The following is a 16,737-nucleotide window of genomic DNA, read 5'->3' as shown; positions in this document are numbered from 1 at the left end:
TTATAGACATTTAACTTCTTTCAGCAAAATGTTTTCTGTAGCGACAGGTACAGAAGTCTCCTATCTCTATAGGTGGTAGATGAAAGCAGATTTAGGCTACTTTTCAGCTGGTGTCCAAATATCTGCTGAAGCAGAGGAACCCAGCCTAAGAACGCCGCGTCCTGTGGTAATGACTGACTGACCAACATCGTGTTGGCCCAAAGCCTCCGGCGGATGTCACTGAATCGGAAAGGTGCTCACATAGGATGTTAGCCTAAAACCATCGCATCCATGCGATATCGGCTAACTGACCTGCATCGGTAAAAACGTCACGTCCTGTGGCATTTCTGAAATGACCGACATCGTGTCGGCCCTCGTGCAGTCCCTAAGACAAAGCCGATTCCGGACGCAATTAATGCTGAGTCATAATTGATTTAGTTAATGCTATAAATGAAGTGTAAGAGAAATGAGTGAAACAATGTGAATTGGTTAAAAAAACAAATGGATAAATTTTTAAATAAAGATGACAATGATTACGAATATGAAGAGTTTTATGAAGACTATGAAGAAGAACAATCTGAGCAACAAAACTCATTTAAAGAAACAACAGCAGCAAAGCAAAAAACTTTTCGTTTTCCGTTAATTGATGATGATGAGTTTTCAACTCCACCATCATCAAAAGAAGCATTCAATCAAATGGACGATGTATTCTCTGAACAAATTGAAGATTTATCGCTACCGAGGCATTTAAATAATCATATTGTGGATTCAAGTGTGTATGATATTGAGATTTCAGGTATTCGAGAACTATTAGCAAATCGAACGAAAAGAACAGGTAGAACGACGATTACGCGAAGTCAGCCTGAACCAGAGAATCGTTCGAGGGCAAGTCTTGTTTTTCGAGATGCACAGAATGAATTACCTACATCGCCTAAGGAAACGAAGTATCCATTAGAAAAAACAGATGAAAGTGATTTACCCGCTAATCGCAAACGTTTTGTACCAACTGATGTTCCTTCACCAGTCTATGGTTTTACTAAGCCGAGCCCAATTGAGCAACTATTAGAGAAACGGAAGGAAGAGCACGACAAAAAAGAGTTAGAAATACCTACAGCAACTAAGTCTATAAAAGAAGCGACAACAAATGAGGCCATTGAAAATATACTAGAAGAAAAAGAGCCTATTAGCGCAGAGCAAAAAGATGGACTTGAACAGTTCCCTGAAACAATTGAAGCACTTACGAAGCAACCGATTACTTTTGATGATAAATTATCAGACGAAACCAATCATCCTAAAGATAAAACGACGGTGGAATTACCTGTACCGCTAACAACTTCTTTTGCCGTAGAATTTGAAGAACAAGTGAAAGAAGCTGTTCAGCATGAGCTGAATATTGAACAACTTCCGGTTGATCAATCAGAAATTCATGTGAAAGAAGTAGTTGTAGAACAAGTACAAATCGAAAATTCTACCATCCACATTGGTGAAGTTACTGTAGTCCAGCCATCCATGAATGAAGATAATGAGCAAGATATATTGCAAGAACAATCTGTAGAAGAGCAACCGGTAGAAAAGAAAGAAAAAAGTGGTGGCGTTCCATTCAATGTTTTAATGCTAAAAACAGATAAAGAGAAATGGAGAATTCGACAGCAATTAAAAAATACGAAGCCGACCCCTACAATTGTTGAAAATTATCAAGAGGAACAGGAGTCTTCTTCTGAGCCGTTTCATTTAGAGAAAGAACATCAATCTAATAAAGATCAGATTCAACAATCTATACATTTAGAAATTAGTGAGCTAAAGATGGATGATACAACAGCACCACAATCGTCGGAGGAAGACAAGGTTTCTATTCCAAATACTGCTCCATTCAATGCTACAACAGAGAGTGTGTCAGTCATTTCAATGGCACCAGTAACATCAATGTCGAACGTTTCGACATTAGAAAAGACTGTGATTGATGTTGGGAGCTCCGACGAAATTTCAGCGACTACTGAAAAGGAAGTAGAAGTACCCGAAAAGGAAGTGGAAGTAACTACTGAAGCGGAAATGGAAGCGACTGCCGAAAAGGAAGTGGAAGTAACTATTGAAACGGAAATGGGAGCGACTGCCGAAAAGGAAGTGGAAGTAACTATTGAAACGGAAATGGGAGCGACTGCCGAAAAGGAAGTGGAAGTAACTACTGAAACGGAAATGGGAGCGACTGCTGAAAAGGAAGTAGGGGTAACTACCGAAACGGAACTAGAATCAACTACTGAACAGGCGCTTACTACCGAAAATGTAGTGATTCCCGAGGAGAATGATATTGATCTAGAAGAGTATCCAGAACAACCTTCTAAATCAGCTGATACATTCGTGGAAAATCAAGTGATGGAAATGCCTCGAAAACCTGTGCATGTGTATCAAAAGCCAGATGATGAGTTTTTAGAGCCACCTGAGGAAAAAACACAGGATACGGAGTGGATGGAGCAACAGGGAGATACGCTGGTAGAAGCTTTGTCTTATTTCCAAGTCTCAGCTCAAATAGAATCCATTATGCAAGGACCTGCCGTGACGCAATTTGAAATAACAGTGAGTCATGGTACGAAGGTTAGTAAAATCCGTAATCTATCAGATGATTTGAAGCTTGCATTGGCAGCGAAAGATATCCGCATCCAAGCACCGATTCCTGGGAAGAGCTCAATTGGCATTGAGATTCCGAACCGTGTATCTCGCGCTGTTCGATTATCGGAAGTGACAAATAGTGCTTCTTTCCTTGAGTCAGATTCACCGTTAGAAGCAGCATTGGGTCTGGATTTAACAGGGAAGCCTGTAACCATTGATTTACGAAAAATGCCACATGGTTTAATAGCCGGAGCTACAGGTTCTGGTAAATCAGTTTGTATTAATTCAATTTTGGTTAGCTTATTATATAAAGCTGCACCACATGAATTAAAACTGATGCTAATCGATCCTAAAATGGTAGAATTAGCACCGTTTAATCATATTCCACATCTAGTTAGTCCAGTCATCACAGATGTTAAAGCGGCTACAGCTGCACTTAAATGGGCAGTAGAGGAAATGGAGCGTCGTTATCAGTTATTTGCTCATGCGGGTGCGCGTGATATTACACGTTATAATGCAATTGCGGATAAAAATAATGAACATAGTTTAAAATTACCGTATATTCTAATTGTCATTGATGAATTAGCAGATTTAATGATGATGTCTCCTGCAGATGTAGAGGAGGCAATTTGTCGTATTGCGCAAAAGGCACGTGCTTGTGGTATCCATTTAATTGTTGCAACTCAAAGACCTTCTGTTGACGTTATTACAGGGCTTATTAAATCAAATATTCCTACACGTATTGCATTCGCGGTATCTTCACAAATCGATTCGCGTACTATTTTAGATGGGCAAGGTGCAGAAAGATTACTTGGACGGGGCGATATGTTATATTTAGGCAATGGTATGTCTGCTCCAGTGCGTTTGCAGGGTACATTTGTGACAGATGATGAAATTGAAGCGATTATTGAGCATGTTCGTGAACAAGGAGAGCCGGATTATATATTCGATCAAGAGGAACTTTTAAAGAAGACGGAAGTTTCGGCTGAGCAAGATGATCTGTTTGAGGATGTATGTCGATTTGTTTATGAGCAGGGAGGTGCTTCTACGTCCTTGATTCAGCGCAAATACCATATTGGTTATAATCGTGCTGCTCGTTTAATCGATATGTTGGAATCACATGGTTTTGTGTCCGAGGCAAGAGGCAGTAAACCAAGAGAAAGTTATATTACAGAAGAAGATTTAATTGCTATGTTTGAATAAGAATTGTATTGTTTTCGTATAGATTATCTTAATTACGTCGAAATTAGTTTTTTTAGAAAAGTTACACATTTATCCTTATGCATAAATAGTGCTATAATAGACGAGATGTGTTGATTAGTACGTATTTTTTTGTACTTCCAAAGGTATTAATACCTAATAATTAGTGAAAAAATACGTTACACCTAATAGATGATAGAAGGGATATTGAATTCCCGGGGGGTTTAATTAATGACAGTTTTTCATTTCACAGGCATTAAAGGTTCTGGCATGAGTTCACTTGCACAAATCTTATTTGATGCTGGTGAACAAGTACAGGGCTCAGATATTGATAAATATTTTTTCACGGAACAGCCGTTACGTGAGCGTAATATTTCAATTTTTCCATTTAATGCAGATAATATTAAAGAAGGTATGACAGTTATTGCAGGGAACGCATTTCCTGATGATCATCCCGAATTAGAGCGTGCACGTGAAATCGGTGTAGAAGTTATTCGTTACCATAAATTTTTAGGTGAATATATCGGTAATTATACGTCGATTGCTATTACGGGTGCACATGGTAAAACATCTACGACAGGCTTAATGTCTCATGTTGTAGGAGGTTATAAGCCAACTTCTTATTTAATCGGTGATGGAACAGGAGCTGGGCATGAAAATGCTGACTTCTTTGTGATGGAAGCATGTGAATACCGTCGACACTTTTTAGCTTACAATCCCGATTACGCAGTAATGACTAATATTGATTTTGACCATCCTGACTATTTTGCAAACATAGAGGATGTATATTCAGCCTTTCAAGCATTAGCATTACAAGTTAAAAAAGCCATTATTGCTTGCGGTGATGATGAACATTTACAACGTATTCAAGCGAAAGTACCGGTTGTTTATTATGGATTTGGGGCTGAAAATGATTTTGAGGCTCGTAATGTTGAAAAAACAACAAAGGGTACAAAATTTGATGTATTTGTCCGCAATGAATTTTATAGTACATTCTTTATCCCGTTGTTTGGCGATCATGCGGTATTAAATACCTTAGCTGTTATTACGCTTTGCCAATATGAAGGTATTTCACCAGACATCGTTCAAGAACGTTTAAACACATATAAAGGTGTGAAAAGACGTTTTACAGAGACGGAAGTTGGGAATAATGTTTTAATAGATGACTATGCACACCATCCAACTGAAATCCGTGCAACGGTTCAATCGGCACGACAAAAATTTCCGGATCGTGAGCTAGTAGCTATTTTTCAACCACATACATTTACACGTACACAAGCTTTTTTACAGGATTTCGCAGATAGTCTAAGTCTTGCAGATACAGCATATTTATGTGATATTTTTGGCTCTGCAAGGGAAACACAAGGCGCACTTTCAATCCAAGATTTAGCGTCTTTAATTGAAGGCAGTGCAGTGATTACCACTGAAGGAATCGATGTGTTGACAAAGCATAAGGGCGCAGTATTTTTATTTATGGGCGCTGGCGATGTTCACAAATTCCAAGATGCTTTTGAAGACGTGCTAAAGAACAACGAAACAGCTTAATCCGCAAGGAATAAGCTGTTTTTTCTCAAAAAAGAGAAGGGATTCCGTTTTTTTTGTCGAAAATAAGGAAATGAATAGTAAAGAGAATTTGTACTTGCAGGAGGTCTAGTTATGGAAGTTATTTTGTATATTGCAGCAATCATCGCAGCAATCGGTTTTTTAATTTTTTGTGTGAGCGTAGGAATGACATTATTTTCGCTCAAACCAATCCTTAACAGTTTAGCAGGAACATTATCGGGTATAGAAGGTCAAATGGAAGGTATTACACGTGAAACGACTTCCTTACTAGCTAAAACAAATAGCTTGGCAGAAGATATTCAAGAAAAATCTGAACAGTTAAATTCTGTTGTTCATGCAGTCAAAGGAATTGGTGACTCTGTGAATGGTTTAAATAAATCTGTACAGCAAATTACTTCTTCAATTTCTACAAGTGTGGAACAAAATGAAGAAAAAATTGCACAGGTTGTTCAGTGGAGCAATGTCGCAATCGGCATTGCTGATAAGTGGAAAAAACGTAAAATTATCGAACAGGCCAATGAGGTGATTCAAGATGATGTTTATCCTTTTGAATCAGCGCAAACTGAAAAATCGAAAAGAAAATGGGGCCGTAAAAAATAATTATTGTTCGGTAGGCGTTAATGCCAGCCGAATAAAAATAAAGTCTTAGGCATAAGTTGAAGAATGCATCCGCAAAAGCAGATGGACAACCAGTCTAGGCAAATTAGATAATAAGATGGGGAGGAATTGTTGCATGACAACTCAAAAGCCAAATTTTAATGAAGTGAAGGAACAACAACTTGAAAGTTCATTGCCGCAGCTTTATCATCCGCAAGAATCGATTTATGAAGAGGAGCGAGTGAACATGAAAGATTTCGTTATTGGTGCATTAGTTGGGGGTATAGTAGGTGCAGCTGCAGGCTTATTACTAGCTCCGAAATCAGGAAAAGATTTACTTAGCGATGTAGCAGTACAAGCTGTCAACCTAAAAGATAAGAGTGCAGATTTCTCGACAACTGCAAAAGATAAAACCGTTCAATTATCTAAACAAATTCAAGAACAATCTACACAATTAGTAGAGAAAGTAAAAACATTAAAATCAGCAAAGGCACCAACTGTTTTTGACGATGGTACTGTATCTTTCGAGGGTGAAGAGCCACTGGAGGATTTCATTTCTAGCGAAGAACCTAAAGCGCAGGATGCTAGTGAAAAAAAGGAACAAGCTGAAGAAAAAAGTGAAGAAGTTCGCGCGTAATAGATAAAAGGGATACGATACATCTGACAACGATGTATCGTATCCCTTTTTTAAGATATAGGCGCTTTTTCTAGTAAAATTTCTAGTTTATCACCGCCGAAAATCTCCATATCGAAGCTTGCTGATTGACCATTTCGTAAAATCGTAAAATTACCTTTAAAAGTAGTAGGCAGTTGCCAATTAGAGAAGCGGAACACATCCTGGTATATCCAACGACTTCGGTCTTTCTCTTTAAATGAAATAGCGGCCCCATTTGGGACGGTTGAATGAGGTGATACCACTACTTGATTAACGAGAACTTCGTTAGCCATTTTTTTTAGCTCTACTACTTCGTTTTGAAAGTGTATGATGATTTTATCCTCAAGTAAAACACTCATTTGGTCAGCAATCCGTTGAACGGAAGGATATGTTTGTTGCTGAAATGTAAGTACATCACCATCTTGTACAGCATATGACATTTTTGATGGTTTACCATTAATCATTAAATGAGCTGAAAAATCTGGTAAATAAAGTGGCTTTCCATCCACTTGAATATAAAATGACTCAAATTGTTTTAATAACGCCCAATTATTTGTGAGCTTAAATACATCCTCGACTGTTTCAGCTATTTCAAACATCACAACATCTCGATCATTTAATGCACTATCGAGTGATGCAAGGGAACCATTAACAGTTATTTGTGGTTCAATTACATATTTTGTTTCTTGAATCGTAACAGTTTTAATGGCAGCATCATCTACAATATCTCTCACCGTAGCATTAGCTTGCTGACCGTCTTGGCCTTCAATTAGCTGGATGGCATCACCTGTTTTAATCATCGTTTTAGTGGATGCTTGGTGGCCATTCACTAAAATTTCTGCCGGTTGACCGTGACCACCAGGAATGAAAATATCTTGTCCATTTACATTCACTGATAGTCCATGCCCTGGTTTTCCATATAACTGCTTTGCTCGAATATTGGCTGCTAAAAATGCATCAGCAACAGTCATTTCTTTTAATTCAAAAAGGCGCACTACTTGTTCATTGACAGTTAGACTCATATATTGAATAGGCATTTTTTTTGCTGCAATCGCAATACCAATTGGAGTCACTAATTCAGGAGATGCTTTAATATGATCTTCCTTTGTTAAGTTTTGAATAGCGTCAATCCCTCGAACGGCAATGCGATTGGCAGGTAAATTTAGTATAAGTCCAAGTTCAGTTGTAAGTTTGGGTGTTAAGCTTCCTCCACCAACAAGCATTACCGCTTTAGGAGCTGACTGATTATTAAGACGTAATATTTCTTCTCCAATGGCTTTCGCCAGTTGCTTGACAGCAGGATCGATTGCTTGAAGAACTTCCTCTTTCGGATAATATTGATCAAAGCCTAAAATATCCTGAATTAATATTTCTTCTTCTGTTTGCAGTTGACGTTTCGCTTGTTCGGCAACTGGGAAGTCGAGTAAATAATGGTCACTTAATGCTTCTGTTATTTCATCACCAGCCGTTGGTACCATGCCATACGCAACAACAGTACTTTTATCGGTAATGGCAATATCAGATGTACCAGCACCAATATCAACTAGCGCAACATTTAAACGACGCATTGTTGGGGGGATAAGCACGTTAATAGCTGCAATAGGTTCTAATGTTAGTGCATCCATCTCTAAATCCGCCCGTTTAAGAGCTGCGATAAGTGATTCTACGACAACTCTTGGCAAGAACGTAGCGATAACTTCAATTTGTGCTTCATCGCCTTGCTGATCGAGTAGGCTCCCAATCTCCTCTCCATCTAAACGATAGTATAGAACTGAATAACCAACACAATAATAGTGGCTTATTTTAGCATCATCTTTGTGTTGAAGGAGCTGTTGCTGTGCCTGTTGAACAGCTTGTAGTTCTAAGCGGCTTATATCTTCTTCTGTAAAGATTGGCCGATTACGAATATTGATTGTCACGCTTGCTTGTTCTGTTTTCAGTGAGCGACCAGCAGCAGCGACACTCACTTTTGTTAAAGGACCATGCTTCTCTTCAAGTTCATGTTTAATTTCATTGATTAAATCTGCCACATACATGACGTTATGTATTTGACCATCTACCATGGCGCGTTCTTTATGTTCTTTTACTAAAATGTCTTCCACGTGAAAGTGGTCATTATCTTCTGCTAAAATAATGCCTACTACAGAACGTGTACCGATATCAAGTGCAAATAATTTTGAACTCAATGTACTCGCTTCCTTTCTCGTAATATGTTAATATAATTATATAATTTAGCGAGTTGAAGCGCTAAATTAAAAATGCGTGACATTCTGTGCAACATTGATTATAATGTTGCTATTATCTAAAAATGTAACATACATTTCAGAGTTCTGAAAGTGTCTGTCATAAGGAGAGGAGCAAGAAAGCATGAGCCAAAAAGATTTAGAAAGCTTACGTAGTCAAATTGACGGTTTGAACTTAGAAATTCTTCGTCTAATTAACGAACGAGCAGCAGTAGTAGATGAAATCGGTAAGATTAAAGAAAAACAAGGTGTGATTCGCTATGATCCATTGCGTGAACGACACATGCTTGATCTTATTAAAGAGCACAATCAAGGTCCATTAAACCAAATGACGGTAGATTATATATTTAAACAAATCTTTAAAACAGCTTTAAAACAACTTGAAGCAGACAAGAAAAAAGAGTTACTTGTATCACGTAAGAAAAAATCAGAAGATACTGTCATTAATATAAATGGTGAGCTAATTGGACAAGGAAAACCATCTTTCGTATTTGGACCTTGTGCTGTAGAGTCATACGAACAAGTAGCAGCGGTAGCAGAATCTATTAAAGCAAAAGGTGAAAAATTAATTCGTGGTGGTGCTTATAAGCCACGTACTTCTCCATATGACTTCCAAGGTCTTGGGTTAGAAGGACTTAAAATTTTAAAACGTGTGTCAGAGGAATACGGTTTAGGTGTTATTACGGAAATTGTTACACCAGGCCATTTAGAGGAAGCATTAGATTACATCGATGTTATCCAAATTGGTGCACGTAATATGCAAAACTTCGAATTATTAAAAGCAGCGGGGGCAACAAATAAACCTGTTCTTTTAAAACGAGGCTTAGCAGCGACAATTGATGAATTCATTCACGCAGCAGAATACATTATGTCTAAAGGAAATGAAAACATCATTCTTTGTGAGCGTGGTATTCGTACTTACGAAAAAGCAACACGTAACACATTAGATATTTCTGCTGTACCAATTTTAAAACAAGAAACGCATTTACCAGTATTTGTAGACGTTACGCACTCAACAGGTCGTCGTGATTTACTATTACCATGTGCTAAGGCGGCAATTGCTATTGGAGCTGATGGCGTCATGGCAGAGGTGCATCCAGATCCATCTGTAGCACTTTCAGATTCACAACAACAAATGGATATTCCAACATTTGATGCGTTCTACCAAACACTACAAAATTTCATGAAGAACCATGAAATCAATGCTTAACTTCTTTCAGCAATACCGGCTGAAATAGAGGAACTCGGTCTAAGAACGCCACGTCCTGTGGCAATTTATCTGTGCGAAAGCGAAGCGGCAGCAACACACGGCTGAGTGACCAACATTGGTGCTGTTGCTGGCGCTACGTTAGCACTACGCTTTCGCGCAAAAAACATCGTGCTGCTGACGCTACGTTAGCACTACGCTTTCGCGCAAAAAACATCTGTTGGCACAAAGCCTCCGGTGGATGTCACGGAATCGGGAAGGAGTTCAATATAGGAAATTAGCCTAAAATCATCGCAGCCATGCGATATCGGCTAACTGACCTGTATCCTGTTGTTGCTGCCGCTACGTTAATACTGCGCTTTCGCACAAAAAACATCTGCAGGCCTAAGCACAAAGCCGATCCCAGACGCAATATGCCGAGGCATAATTGATATGTTGATAAACACCGCTTGCTTTAATTGGCAGGCGGTGTTTACTATATAGTGACAAAATAATGTCTAGAAGAGTACTACTTGTACTTGGTTTTTCTTTTCATATACATACTGCTTCTTGAAAAGAATATGAAAATTATCGTATGATAAGGCTATTAAAGGAAAAAGGGAGGCACGTACGATGACTGTTACAATTTATGATGTTGCAAGAGAAGCAAATGTTTCTATGGCAACTGTCTCTCGTGTAGTCAATGGTAATCAAAACGTAAAACCGGCAACACGAAAAAAAGTATTAGAAGTGATTGAACGATTAGAGTATCGTCCAAACGCAGTAGCGCGAGGATTAGCAAGTAAGAAAACAACAACAGTTGGCGTGATTATCCCGGATATTGCAAACAATGTTTATGCGGAGCTGGCGCGTGGTGTTGAGGATATTGCAACAATGTATCGTTACAATATTATTTTAGCCAACTCAGACCAACATGAAGATAAAGAGCTTCAGCTACTGGATACAATGCTGGGGAAACAGGTTGACGGTATTGTCATGATGAGTGACGAAGTAACTGAAAAAATGCAACAAACTATGGATCACTCTCCTGTGCCAATTGTACTTGCAGGTTCAGTAGATGAATCACAAACAATTGCGACTGTTAATATTGATTATTACCAAGCAGCATATGAGGCGGTTACATTACTTATTCAAAATGGTCATAAGCGAATCGCTTTCGTAACAGGTCCGCTTTCGTATACTATTAATGGAAAATTCAAACTTGCAGCTTATAAAAAAGCCTTACAAGATGCAGGTTACCCTATAGATGAATCACTAATCGCTGCAGATGAATCGAGTTATGATATGGGCTTAGAGGCGTGGGAAACATTATCCTCACTTGAAAATCCTCCAACTGCTTATTTTGCAGGTAGTGATGAATTAGCAATTGGATTGATTCATGGTGCACAGGATGCAGGCAAAGATGTACCTGAGGATATCGAAGTAATTAGCTTTGAAAATTCAAAATTAGCTCGGATGGTTCGTCCACAGCTAACAAGTGTCGCGTTACCACTGTACGATATCGGAGCTGTCGCAATGCGCTTGCTGACAAAATTAATGAGCAAAGAGCCTGTTGAGGACGAAGCGGTTATTTTACCGCATCGTATTGAACATCGACAATCTGTCAAAAGTAAATAACGATACTTAACACGTAAATCTGTTTAAGGATTTACGTGTTTTTATATAGTCGTATAGATGACTAAGAGCAAACGAAAAGCCCCACGATTGTCGTGAGGCATATTGTTAAGCGCGGTTCTCATTGCGAATAATATGTAGCGCCTTGGTTAGCATTTGCGTGTTTTTTTCTTCAATTTCAGTCTTTCTAGGGATTGGCTCATATAGTGGGTTTGGATCCTCCCAAGTTGGAATCAAAGGCACTGGTGATTCAGGCTGCCAACGATCTAACCATGCTTGAGGGAGGGGTCCTGTTGGAAATTGCTGATCTGTCATTTCAAGCCAAAGCATAGACCATGCGCGAGGCACAACACGCCAAATATCGTAGCCTCCACCGCCAACAGCAATCCATTTCCCCCCACAATATTCATGTGCTAATTTATGTGCAAGCTTTGGAATTTCTCGATAAATTTTCATTGTTCCATATAAATGTGTTAATGGATCAAAAAAATGTGCATCTGCGCCGTTTTGTGTTAGCACAACATCCGGCTTGAAAAATTCAAAGACTTCTCGCATAGCTTTTTCATATATTTCTAGGAAACTCTCATCTTCCGTAAAAGCATCAATTGGAAAATTAAAAGAAGTGCCATAACCCTGTCCATTTCCACGTTCCGTAATATTACCAGTTCCGGGGAAAAGATAACGACCTGTTTCATGAATAGATAGTGTACAAACATCTGGATCTTCATAAAAACTCCATTGCACTCCATCCCCATGATGGGCATCGGTATCTACATAAAGTACACGAGCCTTGTATTTTTCCTGCAAATAGCGAATGGCTACAGAACTATCGTTATAAATACAAAAACCTGATGCACGGCCACGGAAGCCATGATGTAGCCCTCCACCTAGATTGAGGGCGTGCTCGGCCTTTCCTTCCATAACATAATCGACAGCTGTTAACGTTCCACCGACAAGCTGTGCACTTGCTTCGTGCATATTTTCAAAAATGGGTGTATCTTCAGTACCGATGCCATAGCTTTCACATTGTGCTTCTGAAAGCTCGCCATGTCCTGCTCTTTTAACGATATCAATATATTTTTGATCATGCGCAAGTAAAAGCTCTTCCTCTGTAGCGACACGAGCTGGAACGATATCCAAATCATTAAGAGCATCAATATTCTTTAGCAAATCCATTGTAAGTGTCAAGCGTTTATGATTAAAAGGATGAGTATCTGAAAATTTATATCCGAGTTGCTCTGGCGAGTAAACAAATACTGCTTTTTTCATTGTAATGAAACACCTGGTAAATTTGGCCATAATACATCGAAGCCTTCTTTACGAAGTTCTTCAATCATAGCTAGTGGATTCAGGGTTTTTACTCGGACACTTAATATTTTATTTTGCGTATTTTCAGAGTCAGGATAAACTAAGACGCTTTGGACATTTGCATGATGTTCGCTAAAAATTTTTGTGACTTCAAATAATATTCCTGGCGTATCGGCTACACGAATTTCAATTTTTGAGCCGGGTTCAGTGGCGCCTGTTAACTCTATATATGTATAGAGTAAATCTGTAGTAGTTACAATCCCAACTAATTTCCCCCCAGAGACAATGGGTAAGCATCCTATTTTGGATTCATAAAAAGTAAGAGCTACTTCTTCTACGAAATCAAGCGGATGACCGACAAGTGGATTTTTAATCATAATTTCTTCCACTTTTGCATTAAAAACTGGAGAGTTAGGCTCATCCCGTAATGAGGAAGGTAAAGCCTCTTTTATATCTCTTTCTGTGATAACCCCAAGAACGTGATGTTCCTCATCTACAACTGGCAAATGACGTACTTTTTTCTCACGCATTAATTTCAGTGCTTCAACGACTGTATTTGTCGGAGCCAGTGTGTGAGGCTCATCATTCATAATTTCTTCAACGATCATATACTCATCCCCTTGTGTTGGTTTTAATACATGAAGCGATTTCTAAAACGAAGTCTATCAAATCTTTCCATTGTCTCAGGGGGTACGCGTTTTCCTTCACGTGCCATCAAGCAGTTAGCAGGATGTGATGTAATTTCAGGGTCATCTGTAGCAAAATATTCGAAGTTGGCAGAGCCCATCATTTTCTCCATCATTTTGCGATAATCCCAAACATTTAAACCAGTCCCTTTTAAGTCCCAATGCCAATAATATTCGGTAGTGATAACAAGATAATCTTCCATTTCATCTCCCATAAAAGACACGGCTAGTAGTGCCTTACCAGCACCTGTACCACGATATTCTGGAATGACTTCAATAGCACCTAGCTCAATCATGTTATCAATTCGATCTTCCGCCCATCGTTCAAGTGGATCGGGATATAAATAAGTGACGTAGCCTACAATAATGTTTTCATTTCGAATAATAATAATTCGTCCTTCAGGAAGCCCTGCAATTTCTATAATGGCTTGCTGTTGTTGCTTTGGAGGTCTAAAAGCAACCAAGCCTTCGTGGAATGAATATGTAGCTAATTTTTCTGGAGGAACAGGTCCTTCCACATACACAGTACCATGCTTTGTTTCCTTTGTGACAGAAAAAAAAGTTCTTTTATGTTCCATGATTACACCACCTGAGTTTAATAATTCCATTATAGCTGATTTCCTGCGGAAAAACGCTATTTATTGCAAAATATACCCGAGTTTTTAGAAAAATAAAAATATTAAGACAATCTTGATAAATTCGTGTAAAATATATGTATATTGCAACTGTTATTAAACAGATGAATGTAGTGTGAATAAGCATCCACTAATTTTATATTACCTAAACTGTTGTATAACAATTGCTACATAACGTATTTGTCTTTGGAGATGGTGGCGGATTTTGAAGGGGGAAAATAATGAAATTACCATTTGAAATTTGCTTACTAATATACTAAGGCGATAGCAAAGAGAGGGGTAGTTTCATGGGGATGAAAATGTTGGAGAAGTTGAATGCTTTACCGGGGCAATACAATTTGCTTGATTATGAAAAAGCTGCGGCAACACATGAATGGGCAGAGACAGAAAAGGGATTTAGTTGGTATGAAACAGGGCTTGTGAATATGGCATACGAGGCAATTGACCGTCATACGGAAACGCATCGAAAAAACAAAGTTGCACTTTATTTTAATGATGGAAAACGTAAAGAGGCTTATTCTTTCAATGAAATGAAGAAGCTGACAAATAAAGCTGCAAATATTTTTAAGGCAGCAACAAATTTAGAAAAAGGTGATCGATTATTTATTTTTATGCCCCGTTCACCGGAGCTTTATTTTTCTTTATTAGGCGCTTTGAAAATGGGCGTTATCGTAGGTCCATTATTCGAGGCATTTATGGAAGGCGCTGTTTATGACAGACTTGCAGATAGTGAAGCTAAAGTATTAGTGACAACACCAGAGTTACTTGAACGTGTACCTTTAGAAAAACTACCACATTTGCAGCAAGTCTTTTTAGTAGGGTCTGATATAGAGGAAACAACACAAATTTTAGATTTTAATAGACGCTTGAAAGAAGCATCTTCTCTATTTGACATTGAATGGGTGGACAGAGAGGATGGTATGATTCTTCATTATACGTCTGGATCAACAGGAGCACCAAAGGGAGTATTGCATGTTCATAATGCAATGCTTCAACAATATCAATCAACACAATGGGTATTAGATTTGCGTGAAGACGATATTTATTGGTGTACGGCTGATCCAGGATGGGTGACAGGCACAGCATATGGCATTTTTGGTCCATGGTTAAATGGTGTCACAATGCTAATTGTTGGTGGGAGATTTTCACCACAAGCTTGGTACCAAGCTATTGAGGATTATAGTGTAACAGTTTGGTATAGTGCACCAACTGCTTTCAGAATGTTAATGGGTGCTGGTAGTGGTATACTTGAGAACTATGATCTATCTTCGGTACGTCACATTTTATCTGTTGGTGAGCCGTTAAATCCAGAGGTCATTCGTTGGGGGACTGATGAGCTAGGTCACCGTATTCATGATACATGGTGGATGACAGAAACGGGTGCGCATATGATTTGTAACTATCCTTCTATGGATATTAAGCCAGGTTCAATGGGTAAACCATTACCAGGTATTCATGCGACGATTGTTGATGACGCTGGTAATGAAGTACCGCCTTTTACAATGGGAAATCTAGCAATCCGACGCGGTTGGCCAGCGATGATGCGTCAAATCTGGGGAAATCCAGAGCGTTATGAATCCTATTTCTTAAAAGGTGAATGGTACGTGACTGGGGACTCTGCCTATATGGATGATGATGGTTACTTCTGGTTCCAAGGACGTGTAGATGATGTTATTATGACAGCTGGCGAGCGGGTAGGTCCTTTCGAGGTAGAAAGTAAGCTACTAGAGCATCCTGATATCGTCGAGGCAGGGGTGATTGGCAAACCAGATCCTGTACGAGGTGAAATTATTAAAGCGTTTGTATCCTTACGTGAGGGTGTAGAACCTTCAGATGCATTGACTGAGGATATTCGCAATTTTGTTAAGAGGGGCTTATCTGCACACGCAGCACCCCGTGAAATCGAATTTAAGGATAAGCTACCAAAAACGCGTAGTGGTAAGATCATGCGTCGAGTGTTAAAGGCGTGGGAGTTAAATTTACCAACAGGTGATTTATCTACGATGGAAGATTAATTTTGTAATATAAGAAGCAGGAATTTATTCGGTCGACGAAAAATTCCTGCTTTCTTTTTTGAGAAAGTATAACTTCATTCAACGGGATATTTACTTCAATTTTACCGTTAGTTACTAAAAAAGCAGAAAAGAGTATACAAAAATTATTTGCATAATAAAACATCTCCTTTTAAGTAGAAAAATGCCTTACTCGATATAAAAGTAGTTATTTTAAAACGTATGCCATGTTGATTGGAGTGGAGACTGGGCGACTCCTTGGGGATCAGCGTTACAGATGAGACCCTGGAGCGAGCAAGCGAGTGAAGCGGCTCATCGGACGCCCCCAGGAAAGCGCCCAGTCGGAACGGAAATCAACCACACGTTATGATGATAATTGGTAAATATTTAGAAAAGTTTAAATATAAATAAAAATTCAATTGACTTAATAATTA

The 16,737-nt window shown here is 38.8% G+C and carries 11 protein-coding genes; 7 read left to right on the top strand and 4 right to left on the bottom strand.

Annotated elements, in window-relative coordinates; all coding sequences use genetic code 11:
* Positions 1 to 480: 480 nt before the first annotated feature.
* The 4 genes from ACQKN4_RS07960 to ACQKN4_RS07945 all read left to right on the top strand — a co-directional run bounded on the left by ACQKN4_RS07960 (position 481) and on the right by ACQKN4_RS07945 (position 6,580).
* A complete protein-coding gene (locus tag ACQKN4_RS07960; RefSeq protein ID WP_427483213.1) occupies positions 481 to 3,786 on the top strand; it encodes a DNA translocase FtsK in 3,306 nt (1,101 codons plus the stop codon).
* A 228-nt stretch (positions 3,787 to 4,014) separates the two neighbouring features.
* Complete coding sequence (gene murC, locus ACQKN4_RS07955) at positions 4,015 to 5,328, top strand: UDP-N-acetylmuramate--L-alanine ligase (RefSeq protein WP_079561643.1); 1,314 nt, start codon at positions 4,015 to 4,017, stop codon at positions 5,326 to 5,328.
* A gap of 111 nt (positions 5,329 to 5,439) precedes the next feature.
* Positions 5,440 to 5,946, top strand: a complete 507-nt coding sequence (locus ACQKN4_RS07950; protein WP_079561642.1) for a DUF948 domain-containing protein — start codon at positions 5,440 to 5,442, stop codon at positions 5,944 to 5,946.
* Positions 5,947 to 6,079: 133 nt separating this feature from the next.
* The gene (locus ACQKN4_RS07945; RefSeq protein WP_427483210.1) at positions 6,080 to 6,580 is read left to right on the top strand and encodes a YtxH domain-containing protein; all 501 of its coding nucleotides are present in this window, start codon (positions 6,080 to 6,082) and stop codon (positions 6,578 to 6,580) included.
* A 50-nt stretch (positions 6,581 to 6,630) separates the two neighbouring features.
* Here the strand turns inward: ACQKN4_RS07945 and ACQKN4_RS07940 are convergent, their stop codons facing one another.
* Positions 6,631 to 8,784 (bottom strand): cell division FtsA domain-containing protein, encoded by a 2,154-nt coding sequence (locus ACQKN4_RS07940; RefSeq protein ID WP_427483208.1) that lies wholly within the window; start codon positions 8,782 to 8,784, stop codon positions 6,631 to 6,633.
* Positions 8,785 to 8,965: 181 nt separating this feature from the next.
* Between ACQKN4_RS07940 and ACQKN4_RS07935 the strand changes: the two genes are divergently transcribed.
* Together ACQKN4_RS07935 and ccpA are read left to right on the top strand one after the other, a co-directional pair.
* Entirely contained in the window at positions 8,966 to 10,051 is a 1,086-nt protein-coding gene (locus ACQKN4_RS07935) for a bifunctional 3-deoxy-7-phosphoheptulonate synthase/chorismate mutase (RefSeq protein WP_079561639.1), read from the top strand.
* 609 nt (positions 10,052 to 10,660) lie between these two features.
* Positions 10,661 to 11,665, top strand: coding sequence for a catabolite control protein A (ccpA, locus tag ACQKN4_RS07930; protein WP_079561638.1), 1,005 nt, complete (start codon positions 10,661 to 10,663; stop codon positions 11,663 to 11,665).
* A gap of 105 nt (positions 11,666 to 11,770) precedes the next feature.
* Here ccpA and ACQKN4_RS07925 read toward each other — a convergent pair whose 3' ends face one another.
* The 3 genes from ACQKN4_RS07925 to ACQKN4_RS07915 are packed head-to-tail and all read right to left on the bottom strand — an operon-like array spanning position 11,771 to position 14,234.
* A complete protein-coding gene (locus ACQKN4_RS07925) occupies positions 11,771 to 12,931 on the bottom strand; it encodes an acetoin utilization protein AcuC (protein ID WP_079561637.1) in 1,161 nt (386 codons plus the stop codon).
* Positions 12,928 to 13,578 (bottom strand): acetoin utilization AcuB family protein, encoded by a 651-nt coding sequence (locus tag ACQKN4_RS07920; RefSeq protein WP_079561636.1) that lies wholly within the window; start codon positions 13,576 to 13,578, stop codon positions 12,928 to 12,930. Before ACQKN4_RS07920 ends, ACQKN4_RS07925 begins: the two co-directional genes overlap by 4 nt.
* Positions 13,579 to 13,601: 23 nt before the next feature.
* On the bottom strand, positions 13,602 to 14,234 hold the full coding sequence (locus ACQKN4_RS07915; protein WP_079561699.1) for a GNAT family N-acetyltransferase: 633 nt from the start codon (positions 14,232 to 14,234) through the stop codon (positions 13,602 to 13,604).
* A gap of 344 nt (positions 14,235 to 14,578) precedes the next feature.
* Here ACQKN4_RS07915 and acsA point away from each other — a divergent pair, with 344 nt between their 5' ends.
* Complete coding sequence (acsA, locus tag ACQKN4_RS07910; protein ID WP_427483205.1) at positions 14,579 to 16,306, top strand: acetate--CoA ligase; 1,728 nt, start codon at positions 14,579 to 14,581, stop codon at positions 16,304 to 16,306.
* Positions 16,307 to 16,737 lie beyond the last annotated feature (431 nt).

It is taken from the genome of Lysinibacillus sp. NPDC093692, assembly GCF_050280125.1.
GTDB lineage: Bacteria > Bacillota > Bacilli > Bacillales_A > Planococcaceae > Lysinibacillus.
Note: the sequence above shows the minus strand (reverse complement) of the source record. Positions and strands in the feature narration are given on the sequence as shown.